The organism is Saccharopolyspora sp. NPDC050642 (assembly GCF_040654735.1).
Taxonomy (GTDB): Bacteria; Actinomycetota; Actinomycetes; order Mycobacteriales; family Pseudonocardiaceae; genus Saccharopolyspora; species Saccharopolyspora elongata.
This window is the reverse complement of record NZ_JBFAIN010000001.1, coordinates 292561-305792: the sequence shown is the minus strand read 5'-3', so window position 1 is coordinate 305792 and position 13232 is coordinate 292561. Positions and strand designations below refer to the sequence as shown.

14 protein-coding genes are annotated in these 13232 nt (G+C 71.8%); 5 read left to right on the top strand and 9 right to left on the bottom strand.

The window, feature by feature from the left end; all coding sequences use genetic code 11:
- Positions 1-72 precede the first annotated feature (72 nt).
- The 3 genes from AB0H93_RS01400 to AB0H93_RS01390 all read right to left on the bottom strand — a co-directional run bounded on the left by AB0H93_RS01400 (position 73) and on the right by AB0H93_RS01390 (position 2889).
- On the bottom strand, positions 73-471 hold the full coding sequence (locus tag AB0H93_RS01400; RefSeq protein WP_358565611.1) for a hypothetical protein: 399 nt from the start codon (positions 469-471) through the stop codon (positions 73-75).
- 160 nt (positions 472-631) lie between these two features.
- The gene (locus AB0H93_RS01395; RefSeq protein ID WP_358565608.1) at positions 632-1450 is read right to left on the bottom strand and encodes an SDR family NAD(P)-dependent oxidoreductase; all 819 of its coding nucleotides are present in this window, start codon (positions 1448-1450) and stop codon (positions 632-634) included.
- Positions 1451-1473: 23 nt separating this feature from the next.
- Positions 1474-2889 carry a DHA2 family efflux MFS transporter permease subunit gene (locus tag AB0H93_RS01390; protein WP_358565605.1) on the bottom strand — a complete coding sequence of 472 codons (1416 nt, stop codon included), beginning with the start codon at positions 2887-2889 and terminating at the stop codon, positions 1474-1476.
- A gap of 173 nt (positions 2890-3062) precedes the next feature.
- On the opposite strand from AB0H93_RS01390, the gene AB0H93_RS01385 reads away from it, so the two are divergent.
- Entirely contained in the window at positions 3063-3320 is a 258-nt protein-coding gene (locus AB0H93_RS01385; protein WP_358565602.1) for a cell division protein SepF, read from the top strand.
- A gap of 94 nt (positions 3321-3414) precedes the next feature.
- Here the strand turns inward: AB0H93_RS01385 and AB0H93_RS01380 are convergent, their stop codons facing one another.
- The 3 genes from AB0H93_RS01380 to AB0H93_RS01370 form a co-directional block, all read right to left on the bottom strand.
- Positions 3415-4803, bottom strand: a complete 1389-nt coding sequence (locus tag AB0H93_RS01380) for a sugar porter family MFS transporter (RefSeq protein ID WP_358565599.1) — start codon at positions 4801-4803, stop codon at positions 3415-3417.
- Positions 4804-4881: 78 nt separating this feature from the next.
- Positions 4882-5763: a sugar isomerase gene (locus AB0H93_RS01375; RefSeq protein ID WP_358565596.1), complete on the bottom strand. Its 882-nt coding sequence runs from the start codon at positions 5761-5763 to the stop codon at positions 4882-4884.
- A 97-nt stretch (positions 5764-5860) separates the two neighbouring features.
- Positions 5861-6643 carry a DeoR/GlpR family DNA-binding transcription regulator gene (locus AB0H93_RS01370; RefSeq protein ID WP_358565593.1) on the bottom strand — a complete coding sequence of 261 codons (783 nt, stop codon included), beginning with the start codon at positions 6641-6643 and terminating at the stop codon, positions 5861-5863.
- Between the two features lie 181 nt (positions 6644-6824).
- Here AB0H93_RS01370 and AB0H93_RS01365 point away from each other — a divergent pair, with 181 nt between their 5' ends.
- From AB0H93_RS01365 to AB0H93_RS01350, 4 genes are all read left to right on the top strand, one after another.
- Complete coding sequence (locus AB0H93_RS01365) at positions 6825-8192, top strand: Gfo/Idh/MocA family oxidoreductase (protein WP_358565590.1); 1368 nt, start codon at positions 6825-6827, stop codon at positions 8190-8192.
- A 28-nt stretch (positions 8193-8220) separates the two neighbouring features.
- The gene (locus AB0H93_RS01360) at positions 8221-8847 is read left to right on the top strand and encodes an amino acid transporter (RefSeq protein WP_358565587.1); all 627 of its coding nucleotides are present in this window, start codon (positions 8221-8223) and stop codon (positions 8845-8847) included.
- A gap of 250 nt (positions 8848-9097) precedes the next feature.
- Entirely contained in the window at positions 9098-10255 is a 1158-nt protein-coding gene (locus AB0H93_RS01355; protein ID WP_358565584.1) for a GAF domain-containing protein, read from the top strand.
- Complete coding sequence (locus AB0H93_RS01350) at positions 10252-10881, top strand: response regulator transcription factor (protein WP_132479668.1); 630 nt, start codon at positions 10252-10254, stop codon at positions 10879-10881. Before AB0H93_RS01355 ends, AB0H93_RS01350 begins: the two co-directional genes overlap by 4 nt.
- A 395-nt stretch (positions 10882-11276) precedes the next feature.
- Here the strand turns inward: AB0H93_RS01350 and AB0H93_RS01345 are convergent, their stop codons facing one another.
- The 3 genes from AB0H93_RS01345 to AB0H93_RS01335 are packed head-to-tail and all read right to left on the bottom strand — an operon-like array spanning position 11277 to position 13218.
- Positions 11277-12488, bottom strand: a complete 1212-nt coding sequence (locus AB0H93_RS01345; protein ID WP_358565580.1) for a hypothetical protein — start codon at positions 12486-12488, stop codon at positions 11277-11279.
- On the bottom strand, positions 12485-12799 hold the full coding sequence (locus AB0H93_RS01340) for a type VII secretion target (RefSeq protein ID WP_358565577.1): 315 nt from the start codon (positions 12797-12799) through the stop codon (positions 12485-12487). The genes AB0H93_RS01345 and AB0H93_RS01340 overlap by 4 nt, the downstream gene beginning before the upstream one ends.
- Positions 12796-13218: a YbaB/EbfC family nucleoid-associated protein gene (locus tag AB0H93_RS01335; RefSeq protein WP_093270741.1), complete on the bottom strand. Its 423-nt coding sequence runs from the start codon at positions 13216-13218 to the stop codon at positions 12796-12798. Before AB0H93_RS01335 ends, AB0H93_RS01340 begins: the two co-directional genes overlap by 4 nt.
- Positions 13219-13232: the final 14 nt, after the last annotated feature.

Genomic DNA, 13232 nt, shown 5'->3' with positions numbered 1-13232 from the left:
GGAAGAGCGGGTGCGGCCAGGGAGCGGGCCCGGGTGTTCCACTGGCGCATTCGGCGCGCCGGCGGAGAAAACTCATTGGTGTCCGGGGGTTTTCGAAGCCGCCACCACGGCGGAGAAGTACGGGCAAGGGACTAAAGTAACGGAATCAGGGGAAATCTCCATGCGCACAGCGGTTGGGGCGTTGGCCGGTCTGGCTTTGGTCGCGCCTTTGGCACTGGGAGTTGCCGATGTCGGAACGGCTGCTGCGAGCGGCGCGTCGAGCGTCGTGGCCGCGGCGCAACCGGCCTCGACAGCGGGGCACTTCCACGCCGAGAAGGACAACAGCAAGGACAAGAAGAGCAAGGGGGGCAACACCAGGGGCGAGACCAACAGCAGCGAGGGGAGCACCAGCAGCTCCAGCAGCCGAAGCAGCAGCGGAAGCAACAGCAGCTCGGGTGTCTCCGGGCAAAATTCGTTGCCGGTTGCGGCCACCGGGTGAGCCCGGCTGCTCGCAGTTCCACCGCGGACCGCGTTTCGGCGCACCACCAGCAGCGCCGAACGCAGGGATCACGACAAGCGGTCCGGGTCGCCCGACCGAACAGGTGCGCTGCCGTGGGGGAGCGCATTCGGCCGGGCGTGCCGCGGGGCGGTGTCACCCGGATCCGAGCAGCTGCTCCGTGATGGCTGCGAGGCGGGCCGCCGCCGCTGGGGAGAACAGGTCGTCCCGGATGCCGATCCTGGCGTGCGTGCCGAACGCGCTGAGCGGTTCGGCGGGCGGGGCATCGAGGAGCCCGGCGATCGGTGGCACCACTTCGGTGGCCGGTTTCGCCGTGGCCTTCTGCTGTTCGACGAACCGGGCCGTCGGCGCGTCGAACTCGCCCGCGAAGCTCGTCGACGTCGGTCCCGGCTGGAACAGCACGTACCGCACGGGTCCGTCGCCGTGGCGCCGCGCGAAGTCGACGCCGAGCAGGTCGTTGTAGCGCCCCGTCGCGAACATCGCCCGCACGCCGTCGTAGTTCTCGTTCTGCAGATCGGCCCAGTCGATCGGGATGTCCTGGCCGGGGCCGGCGACGTTGACGACGACCGGGCGGTCGCCCTTCGCCAGCGCGCCGATCATGCCGTGGCTCAACAGGAAGCGGCTCAGGTAGAAGAGCGCGAAGTTGTGCTCGAACCCTTCCGGCGTCACCTTCCGGCGAGTCTGGAAGAAGCGCGCGCACAGCACGAGCCCGTCGATCTCCGGGTGCTTTTCGGTCAGTTCGCGGATCAGTCGCCGGTTCTCGGCCACGGAGCTGAGATCCGCCCGCGCGAACGAGGCGGCTCCGGGCGAATCGGCCGCCTCGCGGAGCAGGCGGTCGCCCTTGCGCGGATCGGTGCCGATCACCACGGCGTGGTCGCCGCGGGAGAACAGCGCACGCGCCACGGCGGCGCCGATTCCGTCCGTGCCGCCGCTGATCACGAATGTCCTGGTCAAGGTCGTCTCCAGTGGATGGTTGGTCACGCGTGTTCGGCGACGGGTGCGGTTTCGGTCGTCGGGGCGGCCGGTGCGGGGCGTCCGGGCAGGATCCTGGCCGCGGCGGAGATGGCCACGCCGGCGCCCACCAGCCACCAGAAGGTCGTGCGGAACGCCGGCTCCGGCGGCGCGGAGGCCGTCGCGCTCTGCAGGACCAGGGTCAGCAGCGTGATCCCGAGAGCACCGCCGATCTGGTGCACGATGAACAGCGCTCCGGTCGCGCGGGAGGCCGCGGCGGGCGGCACGGTCCGGTAGACCGAACCCATGGTCGCGGACGCGACGACGCCGAGCCCGAACCCGACGACGACCAGCCCGAGCGTGGCGACGACGCCGTTGAATCCGAGCGCGTAGGGCAGGAATCCCGGGATGAGGAGCAGGCCGCCGGCCGTGGCCGGCAGGCGGGCCCCGGTCCGGTCGGAGAGCCTCCCGGCCGTCGGTTGCGCGACGACGGCGCCGAGCCCGAACGGGGCGAGCAGCAGGCCCGCCGCCATCACGCCCTGCCCGCCGACCTGCTGGAAGTGCAGCGGGAGCAGGAAGACCGTCCCGAACATGATCGCGCCGATCAGGAACAGCACGGACACGCTGGCGGCGAAACCGCCGCTGCGGAACAGCCGCAGGTCGATCAGCGGTTCGCGCCGGGTGGTCAGCGCGTGGGCGGCGTAGCCGGCGAAGAGCAGGGCGCCGAGGGCACCGGCGATCAGCACCGGGACAGTGACGCCCTCGACGGCGTTCGCCAGCGAGTACATCAGCGCGGCGAAGCCGGGCGGCAGCAGCAGCACGCCGAGGACGTCCAGGCGCTTGGCCGCTTCGCCGGTGGTCGCGTCGTCGGGCGGCATCAGGCGAACAGCGAGCACGATCGCCAGCACCCCGACCGGGACCTTGACCAGGAAGATCCACTGCCAGGGCAGCGCCTGCAGCAGCAGGCCGCCGAGGACGGGGCCGATCACCGGTCCCATCGTCATCGGGGCCGCGGCGAGGCCGAGCACCCGGCCGACGCGCTGCTGACCGGCCGCGCTGGCGAGCGTGGCGAGCATGACCGGTTCGAGCAGGCCGCCGCCGAGGCCGGTCAGCAGCCGCGTCGCGATCAGGCTCGGCGCGTCCCAGGCCAGGCAGGAGGCGACCGATCCGAGCACGAAGACCGACAGCCCGGCGAGCCACGTGCGGCGGGCGCCGAACCGGTCGATCGCCCAGCCGGACAGCGGCGCGGTGACCGAGACGGCGAGCAGGTAGGCGGTGGTCACCCACTGGATCGCGGCCAGCGTCGAGCCGAATTCGCGGACCAGCGTGTCGATTCCGACGCCGGTCATGGTCGTGTCCAGCAGGGCCAGGAACGCGCCGAGGGTCATGGTGACCAGCAACTTGCGGAGCGCGGAATCCAGTGGTTCTGAGCGAGCAGCCATGTCCGTTTCCCAGATGGTATCTAACATTGAACTTATGAGTTCAATTTAGCGATCAAGTGAGTACATGTGCAACGGGGGTGGCTGCGATCCGGGCGCGGGTTCCCACGCGGCGGGACGTGGCGGCTCATCCGGCTTCCAGTTGACTTTGCCGCCCGGCCGACGAGACTGGTGACGTGGTCAAGACGCTGCACCCGCAGAACTACGGCGACGCCTACGACGTCGGTGATTACTTCCGCAAGGGCGTGCCGGTGGTGATGGACCTGACGAGCCTGCCCAAGGCGGAAGCGGTGCGGCTGGTCGACTTCGCCGCGGGCATGGTCGTCGGGCGCGGCGGCTCCATGGACCGGGTCGCGCCGCGGGTCTTCCTGCTGACGCCGCCGGGGGTGTCGGCCGAGGACACCCAGCCGGAACCGGCGAAAGCCCCGTCCTGACCGGGAATCGACCGGGCGGGGAAAGCCGTGCGCGTTTTGTGCTGCTACAGCAACAAAAAACGCGCACGGGGCGGAGGGGCTGCGCGGGGTGCGCTCACTCGCGATGGTCGGCGGGCCAGCGGGCGCCGTTCTCCCAGTAGGCGCGAATGCTCTCCAGGGACCGGCCCTTGGTCTCGGGGGCGAAGCGCAACACGAACGCCCAGGCGATCGCCGCGAGCAGCACGAAGATCGCGAACGTGGTGGCGCCGCCGAGGCCGTCCATCAGCGGGAGGAAGAACTGGGCGACGATCAGGTTCGCCACCAGGTCCGCGGTCAGCATCAGCGACGCGCCGAAGGCGCGCAGCCGCGCGGGGAAGCTCTCCGAGGCGAACACCCAGACCAGCGAACCGAAACCGAAGTTGAACCCGGCGGTGAACACCAGGATCGCCGCGAAACCCCACCACGATCCGCCGCCGCCCAGCGATCCGGTGGCGAACACCAGGATCATCGCGACCCCGGCGGCCATCATCGCCGCGATGCCGCCGAGCAGGATCGGGCGCCGCCCGGCGCGGTCCACGACGAACAGCGATCCGATGGTCGCCAGCAGCGCCGCCGCCTGCACCATCGCCGGCAGCCCGAGCACGGTGGCGTTGCCCTGGAATCCCATCTGCTTGAAGATCATCGGGCTGTAGTAGGTGATCGCGTTGATCCCGGTGATCTGCACGAGGAAGCCGAGGACCAGCACGAACATCGTCGCGCCGGAATAAGGGCGGCGGAACATCTCGCCGAACCGGCCGCCGTGCCGGGCCGAGATGTCGGCGCGGATCTCGGCGAGCTCCCGCTCGACGTCGGCGCCCGGGTCGACCAGCCGCAGCGTCCGGCGGGCCTCGTCGTGCCGGCCCTTGAGCACGTACCAGCGCGCGGTGTCGGGCAGCCGCACGAGCAGGAAGACCACCAGCACGGACGGGATCGCGGACAGCGCGAGCATCAGCCGCCAGTTCCCCGACGCGGCCAGGCTCCAGTCGACGAGGTAGGCGGCGAGGATGCCGGCCACGGTGGCGACCTGGTAGCCGACGACCAGCGCGCCGCGGATCGCCGCCGGCGCGGACTCGGCGAGGAAGATCGGCGCCACCACCAGCGACAACCCGATGCTGACGCCGAGGAAGAACCGCGCGATGTCGAGCCAGAGGATGTCGGAGACCAGCCCGGACCAGGCGGCGAACAGCGCGTAGCCGAGCACCACGACGATCATCGTCGGCTTCCGGCCGATCGCGGTGGCCAGCTTCCCGGCGAGCAGCGCGCCGACGATGTTGCCCGCCACCAGCACCGTGGTCACGCTGCCCTGCAGCGCGGGGGACAGGCGCATCTCCTCGGTGATGAACAGCAGCGCGCCGGAGACGTTGCCGATGTCGTAGCCGTAGATGACGCCGATGGTCGCGGCGGCGATCGCGATCCGCCGGGCCGTTGCCGAGGCGGCGCCCAGCGAGGGGGAGGCTCCGGACATGGCACCCTCCTTGGTGCGGTCAGGTTCCGAGGACGTCCAGGTGCTTGCGGGGGTCGACGGCGGCCAGGGCCTCTGCCGTCAGCGGTCGAGCACGACGGAGCGGCTGAGGTGCCGCGGCGCGTCCGGGTCGAGGCCGCGCCGCCGCGCGAGCCGGACGGCGAGCAGCTGGGCGCGGACCAGGTCCGCCATCGGGTCGATGGCGTGCCGGACGAACGTCGCGCCGGTGCGCCGCACGTCGGTTTCCAGATCCGTCAGCGCCGCGCCGAGCAGCCACGTCACGCGCCCCGGTTCGGCGATGCTGATCGGCCCGTGCCGGTACTCCAGCGCCGGGTAGGACTCGGCCCAGATCCCCGTCGCCTCGCGGAATTTCAGCGCCGCCTCGTGCGCGAGCCCGACCGTCCAGCCCGTGCCGAGGAACGTGAACTGGTTCGCCTCCAACAGGTCCGGCAGCGGCTCGCGGAGCACGGCCTCGGCCTGGTCGGCGGCGCCGGCCAGGGATTGCCCGAGATGCGTGCGCAGCAGTGCGAGAGTGCTGGTGGCGAACCGGGTTTGCACCACCGAGCGCTCGTCGCAGAACGACAGGTCCACGACCTCGTCGGCGACGTCGCGCACCGCGTCGGGCGTCGCCGTGAGCACCGTGGTGGGCACTTTTCCGCGCAGCGAGGCCAGGAGCTGCCGGACCTCCGTCGTCGTGCCGGAGCGCGTGATGGCCAGCACCCGGTCGTAGCGGCGGCCGGCCGGCATCTCCGACGCGGGGAACGCGTCGGTCACGCCCAGCCCGGACGCCTCCCGGAGCGCCGCGAAGGACTGCGCGACGAACCACGAAGTCCCGCAGCCGATCGCCGCGACCAGCTCGCCCGCTCGCGGCAACGCGTCCTGCACCGAGTCGGCCAGGGCGGCCGCCCGGCGCCAGCACTCGGGCTGGCTGGTGATCTCGGCCTGCACGAACGACTGCGCCATCGCGCGCTCCTCCGAAGGGCGTCGGCGAATGAAACAGCCATCAGGCTAAGTGCGTGAAAGTGCTTGATCAATGCTCTATTCGAGCATCATTGATCAGTCAGGCGACCAGGACCCTGGTCCCGGCGGCGTCGAAGGCGTGCCGGACCTCGTCGTCGACGCCGGAGTTGGTGATCAGCGTGTCGATCGCGTCGCCAGCACAGATCTGCGCGAACGCGCGGCGCCCCAGCTTCGAGCTGTCGGCGACCACGACGACGCGCGCCGCGCGCGAAGCCATCAGCCGGTTGATGCTCGCCTCGCCCTCGTGGTGCGCGTAGGCGCCGAGCTCGCTGTCGATCGCGTCGACGCCCAGGAACAGCAGGTCGAGGGTGATCTCCTGCAGGATGTGCGTGGCCAGCGGCCCGGTGAGCTCGAAGGACTGCTGCCGGGCCACGCCGCCCGTGACCACGATCTTGATGTGCGGCCGGACCACCAGCTCGTTGGCGATGTTCAACGCGTTGGTGACCACGGTCAGCCCCGGATCGCCGCGCTCGCTGAGGTCCGGCCGGGTGGCCAGGCAGCGCGCGACCTCGGTCGTGGTGGTGCCGCCGTTGAGCCCGATCACCATGCCGGGCTGGACCAGCCGCGCCGCCGCCGCGCTGATCCGCTGCTTCTCCGGCGCGTGCCGGGCGGCCTTGTGCCGCAGCGGCAGGTCGTAGGCGACGTTGGTGGCCACCGCGCCGCCGCGGGTGCGGGCGAGCAGCTGCTGGTCCGCGAGGTGGTCGAGGTCGCGGCGGATGGTCGCGGCGGAAACGTCCAGCTCGGCGGCCAGTTCCTCGACGTCGGCGCGTTCGCGCCGGCCGACGATGTCCAGGAGTTTGCTCAGCCGTTCGTGCCGGTTCACAGCCATTCCTTTCGCGCGGCCCCGACGAAAAGTACTACAGCGCCCGTCGCGCCTCGGGCGCTTCGGGGCAGCCGAACGGATCATCGCGGAACCGCCCGTGCGTCGGTACTGCTTCGAGGGTAGGTGTGCAATTCTGCGCGAAACATTGTTTAATCACGCATTTTCATGCAGGAGGAGACCGATGGTCGACCGCACTCCTCTTTCCCGGCGGACCCTGCTGCGAACCGGTGCGGTGGCCGGAGCCGGGCTCGGGCTCGCCGACCTGGCGGCCGGATCCGCCGCAGCGCAGCAGGCCTGGCCCGCGGCCAAGGGAGATTCCATGGTGGGCGTGCCCTTCGAGCCGCTCGACACCGTCCGCGTCGGGATCATCGGCCTGGGCAACCGCGGCGCGAGCATGCTGCCGCTGTTCCTGGAGCTCGAAGGCGTCGCGATCACCGCGCTGTGCGACGCGAACCCCGATGCCGTGAACCGCGCGGCCAAGGCCGTGGTCGACGCGGGACGCCCGGAACCGGCCAAGCACGGCGGCGGGGACCACGACTTCGAGGCCCTGTGCGCCCGCGACGACGTCGACTTCGTCTACATCGCCACCCCGTGGGAATGGCACACGCCGATGGCGGTCACGGCGATGCGCAACGGCAAGCACGTCGGCGTGGAGTGCCCGGCTGGCGTGACCACCGCCGAGCTGTGGGAACTCGTCGACACCTCCGAGCAGACCCGGCGGCACTGCATCCAGCTGGAGAACTGCTGCTACGGGCAGAACGAGCTGCGCGTGCTGCGGATGGCGCACGACGGCATGTTCGGCGACCTGCTCTACGGCGCCGGCGCCTACCTCCACGACCTGCGGGAACTGCTGTTCTCCAAGACCTACTACGCGAAGCAGTGGCGCCGCGCGTGGCACACCAAGGTCGACGGCGACCTTTACCCGACGCACGGGCTCGGCCCGGTCGCGGCGTACCTCGACGTCAACCGCGGCGACCGGCTGACGCGGATCACCTCCATGAGCACCCCGGCGCTCGGGCTGGCCGCCTACCGGCAGGAGCACCTGCCCGCGGACGACCCGGCGTGGCAGGAGCCCTACGTCAAGGGCGACGCGACCATGAGCCTGATCCAGACCGAGGCGGGCCGCGTCATCCACCTCGTGCACGACGTGTCCAACGGGCGGCCCTACAGCCGGCTCAACCAGCTGCAGGGCACCAAGGGCGTGTTCGAGGACTACCCGCCGCGGATCTACCTGGAGCCGACCGGAAATCCGCACGAGTGGGGCAACTGGGACGACTACGCGGGCCACGACCACTGGCTGTGGAGGGACGTCGGCCCGGGCCCGGGCGGGCACGGCGGCATGGACTACCTGATGCTCTACCGGCTCGCGCAGACCATGCGCCTCGGGCTGCCGCCGGACATCGACGTCTACGACTCGGCGACCTGGAGCGCGCCGTTCGTGCTCAGCGCGGAGTCGATCGCCGGCGGCAGCTCCGCGGTCGATTTCCCGGACTTCACCCGCGGCCGGTGGGACACCCCGCACCCCGGGACCGATTCCGCCAAACCCTGACGTTCCGGGCATTTGCGAGGATCGGTGCGTGGCACCAGAGCTCGCGCCGTGGGACCCGGCCGCACCGGCCGAGGTGCAACGCCTCTTCGCGCGGCAGCCCGCGCCCTGGTGGGTGGCCGGCGGGTGCGCGGTCGAACTCGCGGTGGGGCGCAGGCTGCGCGAGCACGGGGACATCGACGTGCTGCTGCTGCGCCGGGACCAGCTCGCCGTCCAGCAGGCCCTGGCGGGCTGGGAGTGGTGGGCGGCCGACCCGCCCGGAACGCTTCGGCCCTGGCGCCGCGACGAGCGGCTGCCCGTCGGCGTGCACGACATCTGGTGCCGGCGGGCCGCGGATTCGCCCTGGCGGATCCAGGTGATGCTGGACGAATCGGCCGGCGACGAGTGGGTGTCGAGACGAGCGCGGCACCTCCGCCGGTCCATCGCCGAGATCGGCGGCCGGACCGCGGACGGCATCCCGTTCCTGGCGCCCGAGATCCAGCTGTTCTACAAGGCGGCGAACCCGCGCCCGAAGGACGAGTTCGACTTCGCGGCGGTGCTCCCGAGCCTCGACGCGGCGCAGCGGCGCTGGCTCGCCGACGCGATCGCGACGACCTGCGGAGCCCATCCTTGGCTGTCCGCGCTCGTCCCCGCCGACGCCCCGCGCGATCCCGGCTGACGCCCGGATCCACATGTGTTGCACGCGATGGTGTCGACCGCACCGGCGCTGAGCCGCACTAGGCGAGCTGAGCCTCGACCTGCGGTGATCGACCGGCAGCGGCTCGGTCCTGCCGGGGCCGGGACGCCGCCGGGTAGCATCGGGCTCCGGCCACCCCCGGGGTGGCCGGAGCGCGAAACCTCCCGCCGGCCAGCGGAATCCCGGCCGGCTTTCGCGCTGCGAGCACAGTGGACGGAAGTTCGGGGGCCGGGTGGCGCAAGGGCACCGCGCGCAGGTGGAGCGGGCGGCGGAACAGGGCGTTCGGTTCGAGCACCTGCTGGACGAGCACGCGCAGGTGTTGCACCTGCTCGACGACACGGCCGCGCTGCGCGGGCTCGCGCAGCGGGTGCGCGAGGAGTGCGGCGCGCACATCGGCCTGGCCGGGCCGGTCGAGGCCGACCGCCTGCTGGTGCTGCGGCAGTGGAACGGCACTTGCGCCACCGGCCTGCACGACCTGCGCGTTCCGATGGGCCTCGGGCTCGGCGGGCTGGGCTTCGCCGAGCTGCGGCCGGTGTGGGTCGACGACTACTGCGCGTCGGAGCTGATCACCCACGACTTCGACGGGCCGATCTCCGCCGACGGCATCAAGACCATGCTGGCGGTGCCGATGGTCCGGGCGGGCAAGGTGCACGGCGTGGTCTACGCGGCGATGCGCGAGATCACCGACTTCGGCGGCAGGCAGCTCGACGCCGCGGTGCACGTCGCCAACAGCGGGGGACTGGCGCTGCAGACGGCGTCGGCGGCACGGCGCCAGCGCGAGGCGGCGGCCGCGGCCGAACGCCGCCGGATCGCCTCGGAACTGCACGATTCGGTGGGAGCGCGGCTGTTCCGGATGGGCGCGGAGCTGCGCGACCTGCGGACGCACGCCGAAGGCGGCAGCAGCGAACTGCTGGACCGGTTGGTGTCGCTGGAGAACCAGCTCGCGGAGACCGCGTCCGCCTTCCGCGACTCGGTGCACGCCCTGGACCACGGCGAACCGGGCGGCGGCCTCGCCGAGGCATTGTCCCGGGACTGCGCGGCGTTCCAGCGCCGCACCGGCACGACGGCGCAGTCGGTCGAGGTCGGCGCGGTGCCGGACTGCGGGCCGCACCGCGCCCGGGTGCTGCTCGCGGCCGCCCGCGAGGCGCTGCTCAACGTGGAGAAGCACGCCAACGCCCGCTCGGTGCTCATCAGCACGATCGCGCTGGACGACGAGATCACCGTCTCGGTCGCCGACGACGGCAGCGGCTGGCCCGGCCGGGGCCAGGAGGGCAACGGCATCGGGTTGCGGGCCACCGCCGACCGGGTCGGCGAGGTCGGCGGCACGCTGTCGGTGGTGGCCAACGAGGACGGCGGGCTGACCGTGCGCATCCGGGTTCCGCTGACGTGAGCGAGGACATCCGCCTCGTCGTCGTCGACGACCACCCGGTGGTGCTCGACGGCGTTCGCCTGCTGCTGCGCGACGATCCGGCGATCCGCGTGGTCGGCGGCGCACCGGACGCGGCCTCGGCGGTGCGGCTGGTCGCCCGGGCCCGGCCGCACGTCGTCCTGCTGGACCTGCGGTTGCCGGACGCGGTGGCGAGCGAACTCGTCGCACCGCTGCGCCAGGCCGCGCCCGACGCGCGGATCGTGGTTTTCACGGCCTACCGCGACCACGCCGCGCTCCAGGCGACGCTCGACGCCGGTGTCGACGGATGCCTGCTCAAGGACGCCGGCGCGACGGACCTGGTGGCGGCGGTGCGCCAGGCGGTGAGCGGGGTCGCGATCTTCGATCCGCGCGTTGACGCCCGGGCGGCGCCCCGGATGCGAGCCCGGCTGCACGACACCGGGCTGACGCAACGCGAGTACGACGTGGTCCGGCACGCCGCCGCGGGACGGACCAACCCGGAGATCGCCGAGCAGCTCGGCCTCACCCGGCACACCGTCACCGGCTACCTGCGCAACGCGATGCGCAAGCTCAACGCCCGCAACCGGATCGAGCTGATCACCAAGGCCGCCCAGTCGGGCCTGCTGTAGAGCCCGTTCGAGAACTCGCCCGGCACGCCGGTACCGGTCGCGTCCCCGCGAGAACGCCACCAACCCGAACGGGTTTCGCCGCTAGCCCCCGATTCGGGGGCGAAACCCCACAGGTGTGGGGGTCGGCTGTGCGTTCTGCGTCTCACCCATCGGCTCGATCGCCCGCCGGATCCGGCGTAGGCGCAGGTCAGGGGATCGGCGGCGCGAACGGTCGGCGTCGGGTCCCCGGTGCCGGCCTGGAAGGTGATCGCCATGGACAAGAAGTCGAACCTGCTGATCATCGTCGTCGCCGGGGTCATCGCCATCGGACTGCTGTTCGTGGCCGTGTCGGTGGGCTGAAAAAAACGCCTGCACCCCCGGGCGCAGCCGGGAGTGCAGGCGTTCATCGGCAGGGCTCAGGCGTTGCCGGGCGGGGGCGCGCCGTACTGACCCGTGCCGTACTGGGTCGTTTCGGACGAGTCCGGGTCCGGCCACGTCGCTTCGTACGGGTTCTTTCGGGTCGTCGCCGCTTCGGACGAGTTCGCCGGACGTGCCATCGGGCCGCCCGCCGCCATGTAGGGCGAGCCGCTCTGGGACCCCGCCCCGGCCGCGGCCGAGTAGGCCGAGCCGGACGCACCCGGGTTGGCCCCCACGGGATTGGCGGTGGAGTAGCCGGCCGCTGCCAGGCGAGGCGAGCCGGCGAGCGACGAGGTCGCGCCTGCCGCGGCCGTGCCTGCCGCGGCCGAGTACGGCGACCCCTCGTACGAGGATCCCGGGATCGACGACTGGTCCGACGGCAGGCCGGAGTGCCCGGACCGCGCGCTCTGGGCCGTCGTGCCCCTCGGCGAGCCGGTGCTCTGCTGGGCGAGCTCGCTGATCTGCACGATCTTGTCGGTCAGCGAGGCCACGGCCTTGGCCGTCGAATCGACGTGCTTCATCAGGTTCTGCGCGCTGGAGAGCAGGGTCTGCAGGTGCCCCATGATCCGGCCGCCGTACTCCACGGCGACCTGCACGGCCTGCGGGATCGCGGCCGCGATGCTCGCCCCGAAGGTCGCCTGGGCCGCGGCGATCGCCTGGTTCATGATCATGATGATCTTGCCGACGGCCTCGTTGACGAGGGTCGTGACCTCCTGGAGGGTCTTCGCGACCGCTTCGCCCGCGCCGGCCGCGGCCTCCGCCAGCGCGACCCCCGCCTGGCCGAGCCCGTTGATCCCGTCCACCAGCTCCGCGCCGGTCTTCAGGTATCCGGCCGCGGCCTCGCCCGACCAGCCGCTGGTCTCCGGCCCGGTCGACTGCCCGTACTCCGAGGCGATCGTCGAGACCGCTCGCCCGGCGTTCTGGAAGCCCTCCGCGCCCGAGGCGATCGAGCTCGGGTCGCCGGCCAGCTGCTGCAGCGGTTCGGACAGGAACGACACCGATTCCGCGAGGAAGCCGAAACCGGCACCGGCCAGGGCCGACAGCGGGTCGGACACCGAGCCGAGCACCTGCAGCCCGGCGCCGGCCCCGCCGAAGTCACCGGTCTGCCAGTCCTTGTTCTGCACGGCCTGGATGGTCGACTTCAGGTCGTCGACGACCTGCGAGGCGTTCGACGGGTCCGGGCTCGCCGAGAAGTTGATCTCCACGGTCATCGCGCGTCCCTCCCGAACAGCAGGCCGGCGTTGCGGTCGTCGGAGCGCTCGTAGCCCTCGGCGGTCTGCACGAGCGCCGAGCTCATGCCGTCCATGGCGGACGCGGCGCTGCCGATGGCCTCCCCGGCCTGGGTCATGGCGCCGCTGAGCCCGGCCGTGATGAACTGCACGAACGAGCCGAGCGCGTTCTCGGCCAGCGCGCCGGGCAGACCCCCGGCGGCGGAGGACAGCCCGTCGGCGATGCCGGCGACCGTCTTGGCGTGCTCCCGGATCTGCCCGGGATCGACCTGGAATTCGCCTGGCGCGCTCATCGGACGATCACCTGCGGGTTCGCGAAGAAGTAGTCGTCGTCGTCCGGCGGGGGCGGGCCCGACGAGGCGTCGACACCGGCGGCCGGCGGCATGTTCTGCTTCACGAAGTCCAGCGCGGGACCGTCGCCGACGTAGTCGGTCATGATCTCGACCACCTGGGCGCCGACCGAGCGCTGCGCCTGCTGCGCGGTGGTCAGGATGAGCCGCGCGAGCTGCTCGGCCTCCAGCGCGCGAGCCGCCGGCGTCAGCCGGATGTCCTCCATCGCGCCGCTGGGCCCTACCTGCACGGTGACCTCGCCGCGCGGCGAGGACGCCGTGCCGCTCATCCGGCTCAGGCTTTCGCTGGCCGCGCGGGCGTTCGCCGCCGCCCGTGCGAGCTTCTTGTCGTAGTCAGCCAGCCACTGCGCTGGTGAATCCACGGTGTTTCCTCCGA

What these genes read in the sequence shown, in the direction of transcription:
- AB0H93_RS01390 (WP_358565605.1), bottom strand. Translation starts at nt 2,889, where the DNA reads ATGGCTGCTCGCTCAGAACCACTGGATTCCGCGCTCCGCAAGTTGCTG.
- AB0H93_RS01380 (WP_358565599.1), bottom strand. Translation starts at nt 4,803, where the DNA reads ATGTCCGGAGCCTCCCCCTCGCTGGGCGCCGCCTCGGCAACGGCCCGG.
- AB0H93_RS01375 (WP_358565596.1), bottom strand. Translation starts at nt 5,763, where the DNA reads ATGGCGCAGTCGTTCGTGCAGGCCGAGATCACCAGCCAGCCCGAGTGC.
- AB0H93_RS01365 (WP_358565590.1), top strand. Translation starts at nt 6,825, where the DNA reads ATGGTCGACCGCACTCCTCTTTCCCGGCGGACCCTGCTGCGAACCGGT.
- AB0H93_RS01345 (WP_358565580.1), bottom strand. Translation starts at nt 12,488, where the DNA reads ATGACCGTGGAGATCAACTTCTCGGCGAGCCCGGACCCGTCGAACGCC.
- AB0H93_RS01340 (WP_358565577.1), bottom strand. Translation starts at nt 12,799, where the DNA reads ATGAGCGCGCCAGGCGAATTCCAGGTCGATCCCGGGCAGATCCGGGAG.